Source organism: uncultured Thalassospira sp., assembly GCF_963976115.1.
In the GTDB taxonomy this organism is placed as follows: Bacteria; Pseudomonadota; Alphaproteobacteria; order Rhodospirillales; family Thalassospiraceae; genus Thalassospira.
On sequence record NZ_CAXBJJ010000010.1, the window covers coordinates 24,229 to 47,541 of the forward strand.

Annotated in this window: 23 protein-coding genes; 9 read left to right on the top strand and 14 right to left on the bottom strand. The window is 54.0% G+C overall.

Features of this window, described 5'->3' with window-relative positions:
• Nucleotides 1–388: 388 nt before the first annotated feature.
• Together AAC086_RS14230 and AAC086_RS14235 are read right to left on the bottom strand one after the other, a co-directional pair.
• On the bottom strand, nucleotides 389–862 hold the full coding sequence (locus AAC086_RS14230; RefSeq protein WP_339779536.1) for a TIGR02444 family protein: 474 nt from the start codon (nucleotides 860–862) through the stop codon (nucleotides 389–391).
• Nucleotides 863–967: 105 nt separating this feature from the next.
• Nucleotides 968–2,074 carry an ATP-dependent 6-phosphofructokinase gene (locus AAC086_RS14235; protein WP_339779538.1) on the bottom strand — a complete coding sequence of 369 codons (1,107 nt, stop codon included), beginning with the start codon at nucleotides 2,072–2,074 and terminating at the stop codon, nucleotides 968–970.
• A gap of 135 nt (nucleotides 2,075–2,209) precedes the next feature.
• Between AAC086_RS14235 and AAC086_RS14240 the strand changes: the two genes are divergently transcribed.
• On the top strand, nucleotides 2,210–2,416 hold the full coding sequence (locus tag AAC086_RS14240; RefSeq protein WP_339779540.1) for a DUF465 domain-containing protein: 207 nt from the start codon (nucleotides 2,210–2,212) through the stop codon (nucleotides 2,414–2,416).
• 194 nt (nucleotides 2,417–2,610) lie between these two features.
• Here AAC086_RS14240 and AAC086_RS14245 read toward each other — a convergent pair whose 3' ends face one another.
• The gene (locus tag AAC086_RS14245) at nucleotides 2,611–3,432 is read right to left on the bottom strand and encodes a GGDEF domain-containing protein (protein WP_339779542.1); all 822 of its coding nucleotides are present in this window, start codon (nucleotides 3,430–3,432) and stop codon (nucleotides 2,611–2,613) included.
• A 287-nt stretch (nucleotides 3,433–3,719) separates the two neighbouring features.
• On the opposite strand from AAC086_RS14245, the gene purE reads away from it, so the two are divergent.
• The 3 genes from purE to AAC086_RS14260 all read left to right on the top strand — a co-directional run bounded on the left by purE (nucleotide 3,720) and on the right by AAC086_RS14260 (nucleotide 6,478).
• Nucleotides 3,720–4,220, top strand: a complete 501-nt coding sequence (gene purE / locus AAC086_RS14250) for a 5-(carboxyamino)imidazole ribonucleotide mutase (RefSeq protein ID WP_339779544.1) — start codon at nucleotides 3,720–3,722, stop codon at nucleotides 4,218–4,220.
• Between the two features lie 181 nt (nucleotides 4,221–4,401).
• Nucleotides 4,402–5,511: a 5-(carboxyamino)imidazole ribonucleotide synthase gene (locus tag AAC086_RS14255; protein WP_339779545.1), complete on the top strand. Its 1,110-nt coding sequence runs from the start codon at nucleotides 4,402–4,404 to the stop codon at nucleotides 5,509–5,511.
• 325 nt (nucleotides 5,512–5,836) lie between these two features.
• Nucleotides 5,837–6,478, top strand: a complete 642-nt coding sequence (locus AAC086_RS14260; protein WP_339779547.1) for a thermonuclease family protein — start codon at nucleotides 5,837–5,839, stop codon at nucleotides 6,476–6,478.
• Between the two features lie 93 nt (nucleotides 6,479–6,571).
• On the opposite strand, the gene AAC086_RS14265 is transcribed toward AAC086_RS14260, so the two are convergent.
• Entirely contained in the window at nucleotides 6,572–7,273 is a 702-nt protein-coding gene (locus AAC086_RS14265; RefSeq protein WP_339779549.1) for a COQ9 family protein, read from the bottom strand.
• Nucleotide 7,274: 1 nt separating this feature from the next.
• Nucleotides 7,275–7,868 (bottom strand): peptide deformylase, encoded by a 594-nt coding sequence (def, locus tag AAC086_RS14270; RefSeq protein WP_339779550.1) that lies wholly within the window; start codon nucleotides 7,866–7,868, stop codon nucleotides 7,275–7,277.
• A gap of 224 nt (nucleotides 7,869–8,092) precedes the next feature.
• On the opposite strand from def, the gene rpsU reads away from it, so the two are divergent.
• Nucleotides 8,093–8,296, top strand: a complete 204-nt coding sequence (gene rpsU, locus AAC086_RS14275; RefSeq protein WP_007091098.1) for a 30S ribosomal protein S21 — start codon at nucleotides 8,093–8,095, stop codon at nucleotides 8,294–8,296.
• A 152-nt stretch (nucleotides 8,297–8,448) separates the two neighbouring features.
• Here the strand turns inward: rpsU and AAC086_RS14280 are convergent, their stop codons facing one another.
• Nucleotides 8,449–9,213, bottom strand: a complete 765-nt coding sequence (locus AAC086_RS14280) for an SDR family oxidoreductase (protein ID WP_339779552.1) — start codon at nucleotides 9,211–9,213, stop codon at nucleotides 8,449–8,451.
• A gap of 259 nt (nucleotides 9,214–9,472) precedes the next feature.
• Between AAC086_RS14280 and AAC086_RS14285 the strand changes: the two genes are divergently transcribed.
• The gene (locus AAC086_RS14285) at nucleotides 9,473–10,246 is read left to right on the top strand and encodes a hypothetical protein (protein WP_339779553.1); all 774 of its coding nucleotides are present in this window, start codon (nucleotides 9,473–9,475) and stop codon (nucleotides 10,244–10,246) included.
• A gap of 25 nt (nucleotides 10,247–10,271) precedes the next feature.
• Here AAC086_RS14285 and AAC086_RS14290 read toward each other — a convergent pair whose 3' ends face one another.
• Nucleotides 10,272–10,871, bottom strand: coding sequence for a hypothetical protein (locus AAC086_RS14290; RefSeq protein WP_339779554.1), 600 nt, complete (start codon nucleotides 10,869–10,871; stop codon nucleotides 10,272–10,274).
• Between the two features lie 481 nt (nucleotides 10,872–11,352).
• Between AAC086_RS14290 and AAC086_RS14295 the strand changes: the two genes are divergently transcribed.
• Nucleotides 11,353–12,009, top strand: a complete 657-nt coding sequence (locus AAC086_RS14295; protein WP_339779838.1) for a LysE family translocator — start codon at nucleotides 11,353–11,355, stop codon at nucleotides 12,007–12,009.
• Here the strand turns inward: AAC086_RS14295 and AAC086_RS14300 are convergent.
• From AAC086_RS14300 to AAC086_RS14320, 5 genes are all read right to left on the bottom strand, one after another.
• A complete protein-coding gene (locus AAC086_RS14300) occupies nucleotides 12,006–12,581 on the bottom strand; it encodes a GNAT family N-acetyltransferase (protein ID WP_339779555.1) in 576 nt (191 codons plus the stop codon). The two genes, AAC086_RS14295 and AAC086_RS14300, sit on opposite strands and share 4 nt — an antisense overlap.
• A 155-nt stretch (nucleotides 12,582–12,736) precedes the next feature.
• Nucleotides 12,737–14,134 (bottom strand): NAD(P)(+) transhydrogenase (Re/Si-specific) subunit beta, encoded by a 1,398-nt coding sequence (locus AAC086_RS14305; RefSeq protein ID WP_339779556.1) that lies wholly within the window; start codon nucleotides 14,132–14,134, stop codon nucleotides 12,737–12,739.
• Between the two features lie 15 nt (nucleotides 14,135–14,149).
• Complete coding sequence (locus tag AAC086_RS14310) at nucleotides 14,150–14,581, bottom strand: NAD(P) transhydrogenase subunit alpha (RefSeq protein ID WP_339779557.1); 432 nt, start codon at nucleotides 14,579–14,581, stop codon at nucleotides 14,150–14,152.
• Nucleotides 14,574–15,749, bottom strand: coding sequence for a Re/Si-specific NAD(P)(+) transhydrogenase subunit alpha (locus tag AAC086_RS14315; protein ID WP_339779559.1), 1,176 nt, complete (start codon nucleotides 15,747–15,749; stop codon nucleotides 14,574–14,576). The genes AAC086_RS14310 and AAC086_RS14315 overlap by 8 nt, the downstream gene beginning before the upstream one ends.
• A gap of 929 nt (nucleotides 15,750–16,678) precedes the next feature.
• The gene (locus tag AAC086_RS14320) at nucleotides 16,679–17,197 is read right to left on the bottom strand and encodes a hypothetical protein (protein ID WP_339779561.1); all 519 of its coding nucleotides are present in this window, start codon (nucleotides 17,195–17,197) and stop codon (nucleotides 16,679–16,681) included.
• Between the two features lie 113 nt (nucleotides 17,198–17,310).
• On the opposite strand from AAC086_RS14320, the gene AAC086_RS14325 reads away from it, so the two are divergent.
• A complete protein-coding gene (locus AAC086_RS14325) occupies nucleotides 17,311–17,796 on the top strand; it encodes a MarR family transcriptional regulator (protein ID WP_339779563.1) in 486 nt (161 codons plus the stop codon).
• 34 nt (nucleotides 17,797–17,830) lie between these two features.
• On the opposite strand, the gene AAC086_RS14330 is transcribed toward AAC086_RS14325, so the two are convergent.
• Nucleotides 17,831–19,207, bottom strand: a complete 1,377-nt coding sequence (locus tag AAC086_RS14330) for an AarF/UbiB family protein (RefSeq protein ID WP_339779564.1) — start codon at nucleotides 19,205–19,207, stop codon at nucleotides 17,831–17,833.
• A 1-nt stretch (nucleotide 19,208) separates the two neighbouring features.
• Nucleotides 19,209–20,984: a M3 family oligoendopeptidase gene (locus AAC086_RS14335; protein WP_339779566.1), complete on the bottom strand. Its 1,776-nt coding sequence runs from the start codon at nucleotides 20,982–20,984 to the stop codon at nucleotides 19,209–19,211.
• Nucleotides 20,985–21,151: 167 nt separating this feature from the next.
• On the opposite strand from AAC086_RS14335, the gene AAC086_RS14340 reads away from it, so the two are divergent.
• A complete protein-coding gene (locus AAC086_RS14340; RefSeq protein WP_339779567.1) occupies nucleotides 21,152–22,969 on the top strand; it encodes an AMP-binding protein in 1,818 nt (605 codons plus the stop codon).
• Nucleotides 22,970–23,313: the final 344 nt, after the last annotated feature.

Below are 23,313 nucleotides of genomic sequence, written 5' to 3' on the forward strand. Positions count from 1 at the left end.
GTTCGTCGTGTTTTGGCCAAACAGGATTTAATCATATCGCGTGAAATCACGCCGCCAGCAGCCTTCGGCCATTTTTCTATTGGTGTCCCCAGCAACCGCCATCTGCACAATAAAAAAGTTCCGGAATATCAATAGGGTTACATCGAACGACACATTCCGTCCCCAGCGGCTTTTGCACTGTCAATAATCTGCTTCACACACCCATTTTATCCGCAGGCAACATCGAATTCGCAGCGCAGTTCGCATAAAATCTGTGGAGTCGCGTTTACGTAAAAACCCGAACCGGTCTTAAAAGCGATATGCGATGGCATATCGCCATTCGCGAAAACGGCCAGCATCCACGACAAGCGGCTTGCAGGATCAAAATTCTTTGCGGATTTTGGTGCTGTTACTCAAGCCTCGGGGGCAGCTTGGCGATCAGAAAACGCAAGGCTTCGTTACACTCATCCTGTGTCAGATCAAACCGGGTTGGCGACAAATAGGCGCGCATCGGGGCGGTTTTATCCTGATTGGCCGGTATGGTTTCAACCGCAGCACAGAGCAATTCCTGCTCGATCCGTTCGCCAACAAGTTCATCTTTTTTAAGTTGCTCGCGCAGGGCCTGCACACCGACAGACGGATCATCGCGCAAATATCGCCGTGTGGTTCGCAGCGGTGAAATCACATTTTCGCGCCAGGCCCGAACGGCATTTTCCAACGCTGAAATGCTGTGCGGGGCTTTGTCCTGCAACCCCAGCCATGCCAGAAACAAAAGCAAATTCACATCCAGCCCACATTTTTCCTGCAATGACAGGCACATAGGGGCTACCCCCGGCCGCCCGTAAAAGGCGACCGTAAACTTCCATAACGCTTTGGCGTCCATTTGCTCGCCCCTGTTTTGCTTGCCTCTTTTATCGGGCAAATTTGTATTTTTCCGTATTTCAATATTACGGCAAATCTTGTTCATTTGCCGTAATATCTTATCGTCTTACACAGTTTTTGCCGTTTTTTTTGTTTCCGGCGGCGTCCCCATATAAGCCCCCAGGCCGATTGCGGTAGACACCATTGTTTCGCCGGTATCCACCAGCCGCGGCCCGGCAATCACATCGGCCATCGGCACATCCACAACCCGGCGGTTTTGCCACGCCACAACCCGGTCAAATTTGTTCTGCGCAATCAGGTCCACGGCATGAACGCCAAATGTCAATGCCACCAGCCGGTCGCGTGGCGATGGTGTTCCGCCGCGCTGCAAATGTCCCAGCACCGTTACTCGGGTTTCCCAGCCGGTTCGCTCGCCCAGTTTTTCTGCCAGCCAGTGGCCGACACCGCCATAACGCGCCTTTTGCCCGTCATGGCCCGAAAACACAGCGTCACCCTGGTCGGTTTTAACGGCTTCCGCCACAATCACCAGGGCATGGTTGCGCCCCCGTTTGCGAATATTCAGGCAATGCCGGGCCAAATCATCCAGGTCATAATCCATTTCCGGGATCAAAATAGCATCGGCCCCACCGGCAATACCGGCAAACAGGGCAATGTGCCCGGCATCGCGCCCCATGACTTCCAAAATCATGATCCGTTCATGCGAGGCCGCGGTAGGCTGTAACCGGTCCAGGGCCTCTACCGCCACATTAACGGCTGTTGTAAACCCCACCGAATATTCCGTATGCGCCAGATCGTTATCAATCGTTTTGGGAATCCCGACCAAATTGATCCCGCCCTTTTGGGCCAGTTGGCGCAATATCGCCATACTGCCATCACCGCCAACACCAATCAGCGCATCAAGCCCCAGGGCCTTGTATCCGGCAATCACTTCGTCGGAACGATCAGCAAAGCTGCCATCGGGCATCGGGTAATGAAACGGATTGCCCTTGTTAATTGTGCCTAAAATGGTGCCGCCCAACCGCAACATGCCATCATTGTTCACATAATCATTTAACGGCATCACCGCAGGTGGGCGTTGCAACAAACCGTGCGTTCCCTGGCGGATACCGACCACATCCCAGCCATACCCCAACACCGCACGACGCACCACAGCCAGAATAACCGCATTCAGCCCGGCGCAATCACCACCGCTGGTTAAAATCCCGATCCGCATCAAACATCTCCCGTTGCAATTTTTCGTCTTCTTTATGGGGCACATGATGAAACCACCACATTATTGCTGTGGGTTCGCGCCCGCTTTCTGATAGTATTACAGGCTATTCGCGTTGATAAATAAGCTGGATCAAAAATGGACGAAATCAATCAGATCGAGATTGAAAAAAAATTGGCCACTCTACGCGAGGAACACCGCGACCTGGACATTGCCATTGCTGAAATGGCGAACAATCCGCGTCATGATCAGTTGCGCCTGGTGCGGTTAAAAAAGCGGAAGCTGGCATTAAAGGATGAAATCCGGTATGCCGAGTCGCAAATACTGCCCGATATTATTGCCTGAACTGTCCGTTGTCGGGCGCAGAAGCAAGGATCTTTGGTCCTGCTTTTTGTGAACGGTTGTCCAACCAGCGCATCAATCCCCACAAACAAAAGAAACGACTGCCCGCCGGAACCTGCCTTTTGCCAAGGTGCGGGAGAAAGCAAATGCTGCTTAAAAGCATATTTCCTTTAATGCAGGTTTAACCGGCGCGTTATTTATGTTGGCGTCGTTAAATTCTGAAGCCGTACCATCGACTGGCGCAATTCATGATCGACCCCCGCCATAACGCTGGTCAGGGTTTCGCCAGGTCCAATCTGATAAACCCCGAAAACCAGGCGATAATCCACCAGTTGGCCGTCCCAGAAATACGAAGCCCGCCGCAATTGTTCGCCAATCGCCTGGGACCGACGCCATCCCTCGGCCGCATTGACGTTATAGAGCAGGGCCGCAAAATCGTTGCAGCCCAGATACCCCAATTGATGGGGTGGCTGAATATAGACGGTCAGAAATTCGGCAAGCTGGGCAATCATCGCATCCTTGCAAGACTGCCCGTAAATTTTCGACAGATTTTCCAACCCGGAAATTTCGCACAATAACAGGCACCGCGGCGATGGGGCTGACAGCGCAACGGTGATTTCATTTTCAAGAATTTGCATAAAGGATGGCCGCGACAAAAGGCCGGTAAAGGGATCTTGCGACGAACGCCGTGCCAGTTCCTGCTGGTGTTTTTGCACCGTTTCAAGCTGGGTCACCAAGGTATCAACCCGCGACATCAGACGCGACAGGGCCTGCTCAACGGCAGGGGTAATCTGTTCGGAGGGAATACCTAACAGGTTGGCCGGATCAACAGGGGTACGGCCATTTGCATCCCGCCCGCCAGTGTTTCCACCACCGCCGCCAGCAGCCCCGTTAAAGCCGTTGCCACCGTTGCGAACATAAGCCTGTGTGGCATAAACTGCCTGTTTTGCGGCTGGATCCCGTCCTTCGGAACCGGCCCCAGAGGATGACGATGCCATCCTCGCCTCTGTGACTTTCATGTCGGGTTCTCGCGCTACCTGCGTTTTGGAACTGCCTGCATAGCAATCTTCCATATTGCAGCTTAAATCATCTTTCAGATAAAATCCATTAAAGACATACCATACAGACAGATATTCAACCATTAAGATGGTAAGGCGACAATTCGTCAAAAACAGGGACACCATCGCCCGTATGTGAACAATTACCGATTTTGCCTGCCTGAGCCCGGCGTTGCGCTTGCATGACGATACGACCTCCCTATAATGCGGGCCTTCGTATTGCACGCCATTAAAACGGAGCCTCCATCATGCGCGACCCCCGCCCGGCAATCGGCATTATCATGGGCAGCCAGTCCGACTGGGAAACCATGAAAAACGCCGCCGATATTCTTGATACGCTGGGGGTTGCCTATGAAACGAAAATCGTTTCGGCCCACCGCACCCCGGACCGCCTGGTTGACTATGCCAAAACCGCCAAATCCCGCGGCTTGAAGGTTATTATCGCAGGTGCCGGCGGCGCCGCCCATTTGCCTGGCATGACGGCCGCGATGACGCCGCTTCCCGTTCTTGGGGTTCCGATACAAAGCCGTGCGCTTAAGGGAATGGACAGTTTGTTGTCGATCGTGCAAATGCCCGGCGGCGTGCCGGTGGGCACATTGGCAATCGGAGCGGCCGGGGCAAAAAATGCCGGTCTGCTGGCAGCTGGCATCATGGCCCTGATGAATGACGCTCTGGCCGACCGTCTTGATGCCTGGCGTCAAAGCCAGACCGATGCGGTTGCACAAGACCCCGTTGACCCGGCGGTCTGATACCTCTGATCGCGCATTCCCCGATGCGCCATTTTTACATATGTGTCTTTGTCCGACTGGCGCGATATAATGCCAGGGATGTTGCCATTGCGCCCGAAACGGTATCATGTGCATAAACCACGTTGGTGCCCCGAACATCACCCGTTTCGTTCCGTGCCCGCCTTTCCGATCCGAGGATTTCATGACCCCTGATTTTGACAAACGCATCATCGCCCCCGGTGGCACCATCGGCATTATGGGCAATGGCCAATTGGGCCGCATGGCCGCCCTTTGTGCTGCCGAACTGGGATATCGCGTCCATGTGTTTGGTCCCGGAAAAGACAGCCCGACGCAACAGGTCTGCGACAAGGCAACGGTTGCCAACTATACCGACTTCACCGCCCTTAAAGAATTTGCCAACAGCGTTGATGTGGTGACATTTGAATTTGAAAATGTCCCTTACGATGCGGTCAAACTGCTTTCTGGCATGGTGCCGGTTCGTCCGGGGTGGAAATGCCTGCATATTTCGCAAAACCGGTTGCGCGAAAAAACCTTTTGCAATGAACATGGCGTTGGCACGGCCCCGTTTGCGGCCGTGCGCTCCCTCGCCGATCTCGAAGCAGCGGTTAAACAACTGGGCCGTCCATCGGTTTTGAAAACCACTGAAATGGGCTATGACGGCAAAGGTCAGATTAAAATCACCGATGACACCAACCTGGCGTCTGCCTGGCTTGATATGGGCAGCAGCGAAGCCATTCTTGAAGGCTTTGTCGATTTTGAACGCGAACTTTCGGTCATTGTCGCCCGGGGCATTGACGGCAAAATGGCCTGTTTCTGCCCGGTGGAAAACCGCCATGCCAACCATATTCTCGATGTCACCATCGCCCCGGCCCAAATTCGTGCGTCCCTGCGCACTGAGGCCGAAAACATTGCCAAAACACTGGCCGAAAAGATGGATTTTATTGGCCTTCTTGCGGTTGAAATGTTTGTGACCCGCGATGGCAAATTGCTGGTCAATGAGGTCGCCCCGCGCCCGCATAATTCCGGCCACTGGACGATTGATGCCTGTGTGACCAGCCAGTTTGAACAATTCATCCGCGCGGTGTGCGGCCTGCCGCTGGGCGATCCGACCAACCATTCAGATGCAGAAATGAAAAACCTTCTTGGCGACGATATTGATGCCTGGCAGGCAATTTTGTCCGACCCTGATGCCAAATTGCACCTGTATGGCAAGGCCGACGCCAAACCGGGCCGCAAAATGGGCCATGTGACCTGGCTGCGCCCGGCAAAACCCGCCAAAACCGCCAAATAACGCAACCCGCATTACCGGGCGACATTACACCCGCCAAAAACAATACCCCGTCGCCCCGTTTATCCGGGTTGCGGGGTATTTTTTTAACCATACACATTCCGCCCAAATTACCCGGTAACCTGCATCCCGTCATCATCCCCTACCCCGTTTTATCCAGCCCCCACTGCCAATGGCGGTTTTGCACAGTTTGGCAACACTGCCATACTTGGCCTGCCCCCTTAAAACCGGCACATCTGCGAACATGTCCAGGGCGGCATAATCTGCCTGCCAAAACTGGCATTGCTTTTGCTGATGTCCTGGCAGGTCATATGTGAGGCAACGGACGATGCAAAAACTTTTCTCCACGCTGGCAATCCTGATGGCGATCCTTCTTGCCCCCGGCATTGGCGGGGTAGCACGGGCAAGTTCATTTAATCCGGGCGCAGCGGGTTTCCCCACTGTCATTCGTGGGGACCAACTTTTGTTTGGGGCCATGGCGGTGGATCTTTTTGGTATTCGCGCCCCCCAACCCGGCACAGTTTGCCGGGCCGATGATATTTCATTTCAATGCGGCGAAGCTGCGGCCCAGGCCGTACGGCGTATTCTTCAGGATTATGCCGTTTCGTGCGAAAAAGTATCCGACAGCCAGCTTTTCCCGATGCTGACCGAATGCCACGTTGGCCAAAGCGACCTTAACCGCCTGATTTTGCGGGCTGGCTGGGCCATGGTTGACATGAATGTGTGCGAAACCTATGCGCGCTGCAAAACCTATATCGCCGATCAGAATTTCGCCCGCGATAACCGCAAGGGCATATGGATGGGCAGCCCGCCCGCCAGCCTGATTGCCGCAACCAGAAAATCCGAAACAGTTACCGCCCCGGGTGCCAAAGCCGCTATTCGCAACGCCATTTTCAATGTCGATCTGGCCGCCGAAATGAAGGCACAAAACGAACCGGACCGGACCCTGCTCAGCTTTATGATGCCGTGATCAAGCCCCCAAATTTGACCCCAAAAAAACCGTTGCCCACATTGCCGGACAACGGTTTTTGATTTTTGATCGCACGGACGAAAGATCTGCGCCTTATCGTGCCCCGCCAAACTGGCGGGCAATGCGGCCCGGTGTGGGAATACAAGATGCAATCTTGCGGCCCATGCGAAACCCGCCTCCGGCAACCTTGCCGGCTTTGCCAAGGCTTGCCTTGACCTTGGGGATCATCATGACATTGCCTATCCGGCGGTCCATAAATTCCCAGGTCGCCTGATGGTGCTCTGATGTATCATCAAGCCAATATAGCAGGGTTGATCCATAAACACCGGCCAGCAGGCCACGCTTTGTGTACCAGTTGTGATCGGTCGATGTATCGCCCGCCGCCTGCCACATCAGATCAACCGTTGTGGCCGTCATGCGCAGGCTTTTGAGCAGGTTTTGCGGCAGCGACAAATGGACAACGGCGGCCCGTACCGCGTCCTTGTGCGCTTCGGCCAGGTCCAGCCGCACCCGGATTGCTGCGCCAATACGGTCGCGAATTTTCATCGACTTAATATCCATCGCCGCCAGACGGTCCATCATGTCGCGGTCCGTCAGGGCGACATAATGCGCAATCACCTGGCCGATACCGCCGGGAAACAGGCGGTCGATCTCCATCGGCGACCAGCCCAGATCCTCGGCTGCGGTGCGCAATGTTGTCTTGCTCCAGCCATCAAAGGCCACATGGTCCAGGGCCGCGCGCACCAATTCGTCGCGCTGGCGGGCAATGCGGGCAAAACTTTCCTCAACGGACATGCTATTTCTCCTGTTGCGCGTCGCCACTGCCCTGGGGGTCGGCCTCTGTATTGTCAGACGAAACATCGGGCGGGTCGCGGCGCAATTCTTCGGTAAATCCCATCAGGGTCATGTCTTCCATACGTTCGGGATACATGACTCCGATCAAATGATCATATTCATGCTGAACAACGCGGGCATGAAAACCGCTGGCAATTTTTTCAACCCGGTCGCCATTTTCATCAATCCCGCGATAGCGGATTTTGCGCCAGCGCGGCACATAGCCCTGAAAACCGGGAATCGACAGGCAACCTTCCCAGCCGCCGACTTTTTCGTCATCCTCCAGGGGCTCAATCTCGGGATTGATCAACACTGTCAAGGGAACTTCGCTTTGCGCGTCATCCTCATTGGTGCGGCTTGGCGGCACGAAAAAAATCATCACCGCCAGAGACTGAAACACCTGTGGTGCTGCCAGGCCAACGCCGCCAGCATCCTTTAATGTTTCAATCATATCGGCAATTAAGCGAATGATTTCAGGGTCGTTCGGGTTTTCGACCCGGTTCGCAACCTTGCGCAAAACCGGGTGGCCCATCCGGGCAATTTTTAATATCGACATGGCCTTATTATCCGATCAAACCCTGTTTCCTGCCAAGAACAATCTTATATAAATGTGGCGGAACAATTTTAGACAAACGTCTGGCGCGATCTCTTACGCTGCCCTCTTCCCTTTTTATCCACTTTGCACTATATAACCGCCACGGCCATGTTGGCCGCTTTAGCATCCGGTTGGCATCCATGCCTTCCGGCTTATTGTATTTTATTGAAAGGAGCGTGGTTTCCGTGCAGGTAATCGTTCGCGACAACAATGTCGATCAGGCTCTGAAAGCCCTTAAGAAAAAGATGCAGCGTGAGGGCATTTTCCGTGAGATGAAACTCCGTCGTCACTTTGAAAAGCCGTCGGAGAAGAAAGCTCGCGAAGGGGCGGAAGCAGTCCGTCGTTCTCGCAAGCTGGAGCGCAAGCGCATCGAGCGCGAAGGCTTCTAGTCTTTTTCACTTTCGGGGTTCCTCGAACGTGACTGTACGGTTGAATTTAGCGCGCTAAATTCGAACCCGTGCGCCAAACCCGCCTCGGAGCAATCCGGGCGGGTTTGGTTTTTCCATATCTTGGCCACAATCAGGGCCCCATCAAGAACCGATCAGGCTGCCTTGCAGATCGAATTGCCGCCATCGGCCAGCATGGCCGATCCGGTAACAAAACTTGATTGATCCGATGCCAGGAACAAGGCCGCCTTGGCAATTTCGTCCGGCTCGGCGATCCGGCCAAGCGCATGGAACTTTTCGACCATGGCGCGGGCTTCCGGATTATTGGCATAGCTTGCGGCCATCGGGGTATCCGTTCCGCCGGGCAGCAACGCATTAACCCGCACATTGGCCCCGCCATATTCCACCGCCAGACATTGCGCCATGCCCATAAGCCCCATTTTGCTGGCGGCATAGGCCGTCATGCCCGGCAGTCCGATGGTATGCCCGACAAAGGTGGACGTAAAAATAACCGATCCGCCACCACGCTTGGCTATTTCGGGCATCTGGTGCTTTGCTCCAAACATCGCCGAGGTCAGGTTGGTGCGCAGTGTCTGGTCCCAGTCGTCTTGTTCAATATCGACCAGCGCCCCAGGCGATCCCAGCGTCCCGGCATTGTTAAACCCGACATCAAGCCCGCCATATTCCCCAATGGCCGCATTGACCAGCGCCTTGGCGAACGCCTCGTCACAGACATCGCCCGCAAGGGCAAAGGCCTCGCCGCCTGCAGCGGTAATTTCACTCACAACCGCATCCAGCCGATCAACATTGCGCGCACCAAGGACAAGCTTCGCCCCCTCGGCGGCAAACAGCTTGGCCGATGCGGCGCCGATCCCGGAACTGGCCCCGGTGATAATCACAACCTTGTCTTGAAGTAACATGATCTTTCCAATCCATCTGGCACCGGCCCGAAGGCATGCGGTGCAATTAACGATGTGGAAAAATATGCCTGGCCCCGAAAATCTGCTCGCCAGTTTCGGACGCGACGTTTTAATCGCATTCAATTCCCAGAAACCCGGCCCTGTATTTGATCTGGCATGGTGGGTTTTGTGTTTTTAAAACAATGCCGCATACACGACCTGTTGTTTTAAACAGCAAAATAATTATCTATTGGGACAAACCATATCAGGAGCCGCCAGCGTGACAGATCACCCGCATCGCAAAAACCTCGCTTCGTTTTGTCTGCCCTCTTTCACGGTGGCCCTGACAACCGGCTTTGTCATCCTGTCTGCTTTCTCGGCGTTTGCGCAAACGCCACCTGCGGCCACCAACGCCGCACAAGGCCAACCGGCAGCGGGCCAACCAGCGACAACACCGACACCGGCACCGGCACCGGCATCTACGCCAGCCCCCCCGGTTGAGCATTGCGACACCGCCCATCTGTCCCTGTGCGAGGATACCAACCAGCTTATATGGTCCAAAGGCTTTGCCGACAATGTTGGCGCCTTTATCGGCACCGGAACTGCTAACTGGCTGTTTAAAAACGGCAGCAAGATTGATCAGATGATTGACGCGCTGAGCGGACCGCCCCAGGTCCGGCAAAAAATCGGTGAGGATATATGGCTTTACGGTGCATGCCGCGAACGGGATTGCTCGGAAAAGGGGGCAATTGTTCTTTCTTCCGATGGCAGTATCAAGGCCGCGGCCCTCTTGCATTTTTCCTGCGGCGATCGCTGCAAGGACGACTATACCCTGACCATCCTTGGCAGTGATGACAAGGCCCTGTCTGATGGCATCGAAAACTGGGCCAAAACCACCCTTGCCGATGACGCAAAAGTTCATAAACTGGCCAACCCGCCCAAAATCGCAACGGTCGAACATATTGGCACAGGTGGCGCAGGCGACAAAAAGGCCCCGCAAAGCACCAGTACAACACCGCCGGCCCCGTCGCAAACACCGGCACCGAAAAAATAGCCCTCAGCACCGGCAAACCACCCCGCTATTGCGGCGCGTCCTCGCCCATCAGCCAGTGAAACAGGTTGCCAATGCCGCCTGCATTGCTTTGGCTGGCATCTGCGGGTTGTTCGCGCACCAAAAGCCCAAATTGCGACCGGTAAACGATAAAACTGTTTTGGGTGGAAATATCGGTATAGGTCGAACTGCCATATTGCGCATCCATCAGGAAATTCCACGGCAAAAGCCACGCCCCAACCGACCCGCTATATTTTGTCGCCAGATCATAGGCCCGATGGGGGCCGTTATTCTGGCGGTCAATATCGGCATAGCGACCTTCAAACCGGTCCAGCCGATAGCGCGCATCCATGCCGATAATATTGGCCCAGGGTTTTAACTTCACAAATTGCGCATCCATGCGCCATTGATCGCCATAAATCGTGTATTTGCTGGGAATATCCTCGCCCGGCAGCCTTAAATAGGCATTAAATTCTTCCGGGCCGACTTGCTCGAACCGCACCTGTGCAACCGGCATTTCGGCGGTCAGGCGGGTATAGGTCAGCACAATCCCGGCAATGGATACCACAAGCGCCAGTGACAGCAGCACAATGGCAAAAAACGAAACCCTGACCACGCGAAGTTTCAAACCACATCCACCACATCAGCCATAAAAACCGGCACCAGTGTCCCCCAGTCCGGTTTGACAAACAAGCCCGAATAACCAACGCGCCAGACCAATAGCAACGCAAATCCGCCCACGATCCTGACAGATCATTCGCCCCAGTTTCAGGCTCGTCTTTAGACATTTTATAAGCTATTTATAAATGATGGTATTCACATGGCATGACATGCCGTGCAGGCATGACAAACGGGAGACAGGGCGTTGACTTTTGAAACATGGCTGGCATTCACCACCGCGTGCATTGTGTTAACGCTGATTCCCGGGCCTAAAGCACTTTTCCTTTAATATGACCCATTTTGCCAGCTCAGTCTGCCGCCTGGCAAGGAGAAGTCCGCAGGGCGTAATGGGTTTACGGACAAGGATTTCGACGCGGCCAGGCGGCAGACTGTGCTGGCCCACAGGGTTTGATTTTGGCGGTGTTTGGCGGCGTTACACCGCTCGCCCGATGCGCCGCATCGCGCAGCGCGCTGTGCCTTGCCAAACGACACGCCAAAAACAAACAAAATGGGTCATATTAAAGGAAAAATGCTTTAGCGTCTTGCTTGTCATCGGGCAATCCCTCACACGGGGGAAAGGGGCGGCGATGATGTGCATTCTGGGCGATGTTATCGGCAGCATTGTGCTTATGGGCCTGTCCTTTGCCGGTGTTGGTGCCATCCTTGCCGCTTCGGCCCTTCTGTTTCAGGTCGTGAAATGGGGTGGTGTGCTTTATCTTGCCTGGCTGGGATACCGGCAAATCGCCGAGGCCCGCCAAACCCCGACAGCAGACGCAGACACAAACACCCCCATGCCGGGCCAAAGCCATTTCGCCTGGCGCAGTTTTTGGGCCGGGACCATAACCGCCATTCTAAACCCCAAAGCCATCATCTTTTACATGGCATTCCTGGCGCAGTTCATTCATCCCCAGGCCGATTTAACCGCACAGCTGGCTATTCTAACCCTGACATCCAGCATGGTCGTCCTTGTTCTTTTAACCGGCTATGCGCTGGTTGCCGCCCGCGCCCGCCAGCTGTTTCAAAGCCCACGTGCCAAAAAGCGTATGGGATATACCAGCGGCACCTTTATGATTGGCGGAAGCGTTTTAATGGCAACAACCCGCTAATCTTTACCGGCATCAAGGGCAACACCTTCAAACCCGGCACGGGTGATCTGGAAATAACGGCACAATTCGTCCTTTTCGCGGGCCGAGGCATAGAGCCACCGGTCATCGGCCTGCGACATGCCCCAACACCGCATCACGCCAAACGATGCGGCGTTTTCAAGCTGCGCCCCCGCCTCGATCACATCAACGTCCAGCATGTCAAACGCGGCGGCAAGCACAACCGGGCCAACTTCGCGCAAATATCCTTTGCCATGCGCGTCCATCCCCAACCAATACCCGGCCCCGCCTTTTTGGGGGTCAACCGCATCGCGAAAAATGCTCACACAGCCAATAACAGCACCTGTCGCCCGTTCCTCGATGGCCAAAGGCAACATGTTGCCGTTCTTTGCCGCTTCGCGCTCGCGTAAAATACGCACGCGCGCCTTTTCCACGGTAAAGGGCAGCGACCACGACGCCAGCCAGCGCGAAATTTCCGGCATCATCAAGGCCGAAATCACCTCCGCATCCTCCACCTGCACACAACGCAGTTTCAACCGGGATGTTTCAAGGGTGCAATCGCGAAAATCAGTCATGGCCGTTTTCCAATATTCCCTGCGACAAGGGCGTTAAAAGATATTCGGGGGCGCACCCCCATTTAATAAAAAATAGCCATCCAAGGCGAGGGTTTTATCAATGCAAAAAGGGCAGCCCAATGGACCGCCCTTTGCTTTGCGAACCGAAAAATCAATCACGCATCCAGATGCCCAACGATTTCCTCGCACATCTTTTTGGCATCGCCAAACAGCATCATGGTGTTATCCTTAAAGAACAGTTCGTTCTGGATACCGGCATAACCTGCCGACATGCCACGTTTAATGAACAGCACCGTTTTTGCCTTTTCCACGTCCAATATCGGCATGCCGAAAATGGGCGATGACGGGTCGGTTTTGGCAGCCGGATTGGTAATGTCGTTTGCACCAATCACGAAGGCGACGTCGGCAGTGCCAAAATCGCGGTTGATTTCGTCCATTTCAACAACGTCATCGTAAGGCACACCGGCCTCGGCCAGCAGAACGTTCATGTGGCCTGGCATCCGCCCGGCAACCGGGTGAATGGCATAACGCACGCTAACACCTTCGGCCTTAAGAAGGTCACCCATTTCACGCAGCGCATGCTGGGCCTGCGCCACCGCCATGCCATAACCCGGCACGATGATCACGCTGGAGGCGTTTTTCATGATGAAAGACGCATCATCAGACGAGCCTGATTTCACCGGCCGGTCGGCATCACCACCCGCAACTGCGGCACCGCCTGCTTCAACCCCGAAACCACCGAGAATAACGTTAAAGATCGAGCGGTTCATGCCCTTGCACATGATGTAGGACAGGATCGCACCCGATGCGCCGACCAGCGCGCCGGTAATGATCAGCGCGTTGTTTTGCAGGGTAAAACCAATGCCGCACGCCGCCCAGCCCGAATAGGAATTGAGCATGGAAACCACCACCGGCATATCGGCCCCGCCAATGGGAATGATCAGCGTGATCCCCAGTACCAGCGCCAGAATGACCGCCAGCCAAAAGGCCGTATGGCTTTCGGTGGTCACAAAGATAATACCGACGACGACAATGGCGATGGCAATGGCAAGATTGAGCAAATGCTGGCCTGAAAACTGCACCGGGGTGCCCGAGACAAGACCTTGCAACTTGCCAAAAGCCACCAGCGACCCGGTAAAGGTGATGGCCCCAATGGCAACACCCAGGCCCATTTCGATCAGGCTGGCGGGGTGAATTTCCCCAACCGTGCCAATGCCATAAGCACCTGGCGAATAAAGAGCTGCCCCGGCAACAAACACCGCCGCCAACCCCACCAGCGAGTGAAAGGCGGCCACAAGCTGCGGCAGGGCCGTCATTTTGATTTTAAGGGCGATAATGGTGCCAATCGACCCGCCAATCAGAATGCCGACAATGATGGTGGTGTAAGATAAAACCTCTGGCGAGGCCAGAGTGGTGAAGATCGCAATCGCCATGCCGACCATGCCCAGCATATTGCCGGTACGGGCGGAATCAGGCGACGACAGGCCGCGCAAGGACAGAATGAAGCAGACCGAGGCGACCAGATACAGGAAAGCCGACAGGTTTTCCGACATGATGTTTCCCCTTCCCTACTTCTTTTTCTTGAACATCTGCAACATACGTTGCGCGACAATGAAACCGCCAAAGATATTGATCGATGCCAACACCACAGCAACAAACCCCATAACCTTGGAGATGTTCATATCCACCGGACCGGACGCCAGAAGCGCACCGACAATAATCACCGATGAAATGGCATTGGTCACCGCCATCAGCGGCGAATGCAGGGCGGGTGTTACTTTCCACACCACGTAATAGCCCACAAAGCAGGCCATCACAAAAACCGTCAGCCCCATCACAGTTGGGCTGACACCGCCTGATGATGCCACATGGGCAGCCCCGCTTGCCATGTCATGTGCCCCCGCTGCGACCTGATCGGCCAGCCTGGCGGCTTTTTCGGCCAGGCCAAGGGCAGCATCACGCATGTCGTTGGCAGACTGGGTGATAGATTGATCAGTCATTGGAAGCCTCCCCCGACGGTTCTTCACCACCAAATTTCGGATGAACGATCTTGCCGTCATGGGTTAACATGGTATCGACAATAATCTGGTCTTCGCGGTTAAATGCCAGTTCCTTCTTGTCGCGATCCACCATCAGGGTCACAAAATTCAACAGGTTTTTGGCATACATCGCGGTGGCATCGGTCGGAACCGAGCTTACGATATTGGACGGACCAATAATTTTAACCCCGTTTGCCGTGATCGTGGTTTCGCCCGGCTTCACCCCGGCAACATTGCCACCACGTTCAGCCGCCAGATCAATAATGATCGAGCCGTCCTTCATGCCCGCAACCATGTCGGCTGTGACAATTTCCGGGGCCGGACGACCAGGAATAAGGGCGGTTGTAATGACGATATCGGTTTTCGCCAGAACTTCCTTGAGCTTGGCCGCCTGCTTTTTCTTATAGTCATCCGACATTTCACGGGCATAGCCACCGGCGGTTTCGGCGGTTTCAGCTTCGTCATCCTCCACCTCGATAAAGGTACCACCCAAAGACTGGACCTGTTCCTTTACCGCCGGGCGCACATCAAATGCCGACACGACGGCCCCCATGCGCTTGGCCGTGGCAATGGCCTGCAAACCGGCCACACCCGCGCCCACAATAACCACGCGGGTCGGGGCAAGGGTGCCCGCCGCCGTCATCATCATCGGAAAAATACGGCCAAATTCATAGGCCGCGTCAATTACGGCACGGTAACCGGCCAGGTTTGACTGCGAGGATAAAACATCCATCGACTGGGCGCGCGAAATGCGCGGAACAAGCTCCATGGCAAAGCTGGTCACGCCGGCTTCGGCCATTTTACCAATCAGTTCGGCGCGGTCATAGGGCTCGATCAACCCGATAACAGCGGCCCCTTTTTTATAGGCTGCAAGCTCGTTAGTTTTGCCTTCGACCATCGGCGGGCGAACCTTCAACACGATGTCGGCATCGGCTACAGCGGTCTTTGCCGTTTTGGCAATGGTTGCACCGGCGTCGGTGTAACGACCATCGGCAATCGACGCATTTTCGCCTGCACCGGTTTCGATCACCACCTCAAACCCCAATCCCGTAAATTTCTTAACGGTATCAGGGGTGATGGCAACGCGTTTTTCACCGGGCCATATTTCCCTTGGAACGGCCAGCTTCATCGCGTCGTACCTCCTTCCCTATTTGAACAATCCTGTCTGATATATCGGTCATTCTTTTATTGTAGCGCCCCTGTTTGCGAGGCGTTGGTATTATTTTGTTAAACCCTTGTCCGGCCAGCCGGTCGTGTCGTCATTAATGGCGTCGCAACCCTGGCTGCAAAATCCCGTCGGGTGTTCCCGCAAAACAGCAAACCCCCGTTTGGGACGAAAAAAGGCGGTTCTTCTGAAATAACAGAAGAAACCGCCCGCTTTCCCACCACGCGTTCCAAGGCCGCAAAGCCTTGGTGACAAATCGGGTCCCACCCGCCAATGATGCTCAGGACAAACATTCACCAGCGCCCCGCTTTGTCTGCGTTGATTGAAAGATGCGATTTTCTTCTCAAGACCTCAACAGCAAACACACATAAAAATCACGCTTAACCTGTTTTTAGTTTACAACTGACGCATAGCGACATAGGCGGATTTCCACACACATCTTTATCTCTATGGAACAGGTGTCATTCCCATCAACGCAAAATCAAACCCCTGATTTTACTTGATATTTTTGCTTTCACACCCGCGAAAAAAGACAATTAATCCGACGCTACACACCCGGAGATTTTCATTAAAACCCGCATAAAGCAAGCCAGCATTGGGCTAAGATTAATTGTTTCAAATGCCGGGCAATTGGTTTTTTTGCCGTCTGGTTCTAAAATTTGCCCCGTTGCCAAAGCCAAATCAGCATTTCGCGGGAATAATTCATACCATCCGAGTCTGTGGCCCCGATGGTTCCCCGGATGAAATTTCCACAACCCGCCCGATAGTGCGTCCTCCTGAAACAACAAAAAGCCGGATCGCATCATTTTGCCATCCGGCTTTCATCTGTATTTATGGCTGTCACAGGGGCAGGGGCAGGGGCAGGACCTCACGCAAAGATTTGTTGCACAGGGTTACTTTGCCGCCAATGTCTCTCTGTCGGGTAAAAAGATAATGCCCAGCAGAATGTTTTCATCAATGCCGGTTTTCTCTGCCACCTTATAAATCGATTGTTCCGGTGTTGCGGCAATACCTTGCCCGGCCAGCTTTGCAATAATCACGTCCGGTTGGTTTCCGACAACCGCCGCCAGTGCCGATAACGGGGCAAAGACCAGGGCTTCCTCAATCGGGCGTTCCAGTTGCGGGCCGGTAATCAGCCCCCATGAAAAACACGACAAAACAAAAACAATCCCGAAACCGGCAGCAAAAATAGTACCCGACCGTGATTTCAACCGACTTTTGAACGGTTTGAAATTAACAAAAATATGCGCCCCGGCCCCGATCAGAAAACACCACGAAAACCACTGATGCACCACCGCAGTTAACCCGTCTTCAAATTCAAAAAACAGCATCAGGCCGGTTCCCGCCATCAATAGAAAGGCACCGATGGTTAGTTGGGTCGCCCAGCTGCGCAAGAAAGCCATTTTGGTCATGCCATCAAATCCTGTTTTGGCCGGGCCACTTGTAAATCTGTGCAATTTACCGTGGCAATGTCGGCCCCCCTTCTGTAATAATGTGTAATATGCACATAACAGAGGCTCGATTGATGTCAAGAAAAAGCGTGCAAAATACACATATAAACATGCAAATGCGCAACCTGCACGGTGCGTTGATCGAAATCATCAGCGTGATGAACCGCCCGCAGCGCGATGATGCCATGATCCGCGAGGCCGGCATCACCCTTGACCGCGCGCTGTTTCCGTTACTGGTTCTGGTGGAAAAACTTGGCCCGATTGGCATTGTTGACCTGGCCGAACGGGTTGGCCGCGACCACACAACCGTCAGCCGTCAAATTGCCAAACTGGAAAATCTGGGCCTGATCACACGCCAATCCGGCGCGACAGATAAACGTGTACGTCATGCAATCATTGCCCCGGCAGGCAAACAAATGACCGATGCCATCGACCGTGCCCGCGAACGGATCGGACAGGCTATTTTCAATCAATGGGATGAACACGACCTTAGCGAACTTGTCCGTCTGACCCGCAAATTCGCCGACGCCATCAAAGCCCCGCAACAAGCCGAAAGCTAAGATACGCAAGCGGTTAAAAGCACCAAGGTCAGGGTTATTCGGGCCGAACCAGCCCCACCTGTTGCAGGGCTGCTTCCTGATTGCCTGCCAGTTCGGCTTCATTAAAATCGCCGACCAGATCGTGGAAAATGCGAAACCAGTTGACCTTGGCATCAAGCCTTAAAAAAACTGATCCCAGCCCGACCGCAGCCCGGTCTACCAGCACAAATTCGCGGGGCGGCTTTACCCCGCCCAATCGGCGCAGTTCGCTATGAACCTTGCCCGCCACCTCGGCCCCATAGGCGACCGAATTGCTTTCTTCCATTTTGCGTTCGCGGTCATCTAGCAACGGGCCATAAACAAACCCGGCCCACATGTTCAACACATCGATCATCTCGTTTGACAGATTGGTAAAGCCCCAGCTTTCATAGGCCGCCACCGCCTTGTCCCGGTCACCATCGCGCATCGCCTGATAAAGCGAAATCACCGCCCCGACAAATGTGGGCTGAAAGACCCGAATACAGCCAAAATCGAGCAAATTAACGCTAAGATCATCACGCAGGGAATAATTACCCAAATGCGGGTCGCCATGAATGACGCCATATTTGTAAAACGGCACATACCAGGCGCGAAACATGTTTAAGGCCACCTGGTTGCGCTCGGACTCGGACGGGTTACGGTCCACAAATGCCTGCAATTTTCCGCCCTGAAGCCAGGTCATGGTCAAAAGGCGCCGGGTGGTCAGATCATTCACCGGTTCGGGCACATGCACGTTGGCTTCACCGCGCAACATGTGGCCGTATAACGCCATCTGTTTGGCTTCACGTTCGTAATCAAGTTCCTCGCGCAGGCGTGCTGTTAGTTCCAGCTGGATATTTTCGGCATCTATCGCACTGTCATAGCGGCGATAAATGGCAAAGGCCGCGCGCAGCTGTTTTAAATCGGCCTCCACCGTTGCCGACATATCGGGATATTGCAGTTTACAGGCCACATCGCGGCCATCAGGCAAGTTGGCACGATGCACCTGGCCGAGCGATGCCGCCGCCGCCGCGTCCTTGCCAAAATCGGCAAATTTATCCTGCCAGCCCGCCCCCAGTTCCGTCCGCATCCGGCGTTTGACAAACAGCCATCCCATCGGCGGGGCATCGGCCTGCAACCCTGCCAGCGCATCGGCATAATCGCGCGGCAGGGCATCGGGGATGGTGGATAATATTTGTGCCACTTTCATCAGCGGGCCTTTAAGCCCGCCCAAAGCCGCCGTCAGATCGGCGGCATAGCGGCCATGGTCAATCTCGGTGCCAAAGACCTTGCCCACCGCAAGGCGCGTCGCCAGTTTCCCGGCAGACGCCCCCACGCGGGCATAACGACGCACGCGCCCGCCAAAACGATTATCTTCGGATTGGCGAAATCCCTCGTCGTTATCTTCGGTCATATCAGGAAAGTTCCTCCAGCTCGTCAATCAGACGTTTGATCATGTTCAGACCGCGCTGCCAAAATGCCGGGTCGGATGCATCCAGCCCGAACGGGGCCAGCAATTCCTGATGGCGCTTGGTGCCGCCCGCTTTGAGCATATCGAAATATTTGTCGGCAAAACCGTCTTCGGCATTTTGATAAACATCATAAAGCGAATTCACCAGGCAATCGCCAAAGGCATAGGCATAAACATAAAACGGTGAATGGATGAAATGCGGGATGTAGGACCAGTAATATTTATATTCCTCGTCATAGCGGATCGCATCACCCAGACTTTCTTTCTGTACGTCAATCCAGATCTGGCAGATCTCATCTACTGTCAATTCGGCTTCGCGGCGTTTGGAATGCACCCGTTTTTCAAATTCGAAAAACGCAATCTGGCGCACCACGGTGTTCAACATATCCTCGACCTTGCCCGCCAGCATGATCCGGCGCATTTTCGGGTCGGTTTCGGCCCGCAACATCGACTGGAAGGTCAGCATTTCGCCAAACACCGATGCCGTTTCTGCCAGGGTCAGCGGGGTATCGGACAGAAAATAACCCTGTTCGCCTGCTAAAATCTGGTGCACCCCGTGGCCCAGTTCGTGGGCAAGGGTCATCACATCGCGGGTTTTACCATGATAATTCAGCAGCAAATAGGGATGGGCCGAGGGCACAGTCGGGTGGGCAAATGCGCCCGATGATTTACCGGCACGCGGCGGCACGTCAATCCACGGATTGTCAAAAAACCGTTTGCCGATATTGGCCAGGTTTGGGGAAAATTCACCATAGGCCTTCAGCACCGTTTCGCGGGCCGAATCCCAATCGATCTGCCGGTCGTCATCTTCGGGAAGGGGCGCGTTGCGGTCCCAGTAATCAAGCTGATCAACACCGAACCATTTGGCTTTCAGCTTGTAATAACGGTGCGACAAATCCCCATAGGATGATGTTACCGCTTCACTTAAGGCTTCGACAACATCGTCTTCGACCTGGTTTGACAGGTTCCGCGCGCTGACCGGGGTTGCGAAACTGCGCAAACGGTCGTCGATTTCCTTGTCTTTGGCCAAGGTGTTGGTGATGTGGGCCAGCAATTTGATGTTTTTGCCCAGCACATCGCCAATTGATTTTGCCGCAACCTTGCGGTCTTCAACCTTGGTCGAGGACAACATATTGGCCGCATCCGACATGGTCAGGTCTTGCCCGTTAATCGGAAAGCGCAGTTCGGCCATGGTTTGGTCAAACAGGCGAATCCACGCCCCCGAACCGGCCACTTCGCGTTCATGCAAAACCTGTTCAACTTCGTCGGAAAGCTGATGCGGGCGGAACGAGCGGTTTTCATCCAGCCACGGACGATAGCGCACCAGATCGGCACTTTCGTCATATTTGGCCTGAAGGGCGGTTTCTTCGATGCGGTTTAATTCCAGGCCGAAAAACAGGGTGAAGCTGGAAATTGTGGTCAGTTTTTCGCGAACACCCTGATAAAACTGGCCAATCACGGGGTCGCTGCCATCGCCCGCATGGAGAAGACCGGCAAAGGAACCGATCTTGCCGCAAATTTCGGAAATGCCTTCATATTCAACAATCGCCGTGGCAAGGTCCGCACCGGAAAGACCGGCCAGCTTGCCCTGATATTCCTTCTGGAACGCCTCCGAACGCTGTTTGGCATCGTCAAGATCTTTGCGAATGGCGGGGTCTTTGGCATCCGCATAAAGATCGCTTAGATCCCACGTCGGCAGGTTCTTGTTAATCGCGTTCATTGGTCCTCCAGATAATTCGGAATATAAAAGGCTTTGCTGCGATATAAGACACAGATATTTTAAGCGCCAGCATGATACGGCAAAAAGATCAAAAACAGCTGATCTGATCACCGTTTTGACGGGCGTCGTACAACATATATATAAGAAACCGGGAACAGGGAAACGCCATGACAAAATTGCAGGATTATGCCAACTGGCAGAACTTGCCGATGATGTTTTTTGATATGGCCCGCCAGCATGGCGACAAACCGCTTTGGTGGACCAAATCATCAGAATCGGGGAAGTTTGTTTCGATCAGTTGGCGCGAGGCGGCCCATCAGGTGCGTGCGCTGGCGCGCGCATTGTATAACTCTGGTGTACGCCCCGGTGATCGCGTTATTTTGCTGTCCGAAAACCGGACCGAATGGGGCATTGCCGATCTGGCGATCATGTGTGTGGGGGCATTCACCGCCCCGGCCTATTCCACCAATACCGAACGCGACCATTTGCACATTATCGAAGATTCCGGGGCCAGTCTGGCGATTATATCGACCAAAAAACTGGCCCAGCCCTTTTTGCATGGCGCACTGGATTCCGGGCGCTGCCGCCACGCCATCATCATCGAGGATTGGGGACAAAGTTTTGTCGGCGGCATTTCGATTTCGCGCTGGAGCGACATGATAGCAACAGGCAGCGCCCTTGACGACGATGTTGACGCCTGGGTTGCCAATATCAAACGCGACGATACCGCCTGCCTGATTTACACATCAGGGACCGGGGGCGCGCCCAAAGGGGTCATGCTCAGCCACGGTGCCATTATCAATAACTGTGCTGGTGCCTTCGATATTATCGAGGCCCTGGGCATTAATGACGAAGTTTTCCTGTCGTTTTTGCCGCTGTCGCATTCTTACGAACATACCGCCGGGCTGTATTTCCCCATCAGCCTCGGGGCCCAAATTTACTATGCCGAAAGCCTGGACAAACTGGCCGCCAACATGGCCGAAGTGCGCCCGACCATCATGACAGCGGTGCCGCGCCTGTATGAAATGCTGTATCAGCGCCTGAGCCGCACGCTGGAAAAGGAAGGTGGCTTTAAATTAAAGCTGTTTAACCTGACGCTGCGTCTGGGTCGCAAAAAATACGAAGGTACGCGCCTGAACCCGGTTGAATGGGTGCAAAACCTGGTGTGCGAGCTGTTGTTACGCCGCAAATTGCGCCAACGCTTTGGCGGGCGCTTAAAAGCCATGGTATCGGGTGGCGGACCGCTGAATTACGAACTGGGTGTTTTGTTTGTTTCTTGCGGTTTGCGTATTTTACAAGGATACGGCCAAACCGAATTTAGCCCCGTTGTGTCGTGTAACCGGGCTGAAAACAACAAACTGCGCACGGTTGGCCCGCCGATGTTGGGGGTTGAATGCAAAATTGCCGATGACGGCGAAATTCTGTTGCGCGGCGAAAGCATCATGACAGGCTATTGGAACCTGCCCGAAACCACCGCACAAACCATTATCGACGGCTGGCTGCATACCGGCGATATCGGCCAGCTCGATGATGAAGGCAGCCTGATGATTACGGATCGAAAGAAGGACATCATCGTCAATTCCGGCGGGGATAATATTTCACCCCAGCGCATTGAAGGTTTGCTAACCCTGGAAACCGATATTGCCCAAGCCATGATTTATGGTGATAACCAACCTTATCTGGTTGCCATTTTATGGCCCGAAGAAGACATGATGCGTGATTTCGCCCGCACTCATAAGCTGGAAAACAGAATTGAAACCCTGTCGGAAAACGAAGAATTTCGCAAAATAATCCGCAAGGCCGTTGATCGGGTCAATACCCGCCTTTCCACAATTGAAAAGGTCCGCAGCTTTACGTTTGCCGATGGTGCATTCAGCATCGAAAACGAAATGTTGACACCATCAATGAAAATTCGCCGCCACAAAATTCGCGCCGCGTATGAACAGCGCCTGATATCTCTCTATCAACGCAAACGGCAAAGCTGATCACGGTTTGTTGATACCTTCGCTGGCGCAAGATACCAGCGAAGGTATCAATCCTTGTTCGATGAATCCCGATTTGCAGCACCGTTGTTGCAACACACTTTATTGCTTACACCGCCAATTCACTGATCGAGATTCCCCCAAAAACGGAATGCGACGACCACTACCATTGCGAAACATCAATCCTCGGAAATCATCGCCCAGATTGTAATGAAACAATAAATCCGCCATAGTGAACGGATGAAAAACAAACGGAATTATCCGGAATTTCTCCTAAGAATTCAGACTGCCGTTTTGCTCCTGCCCCGTCATCCTTGTGTCACGATCTTTGCCACTGTTGCGTTATG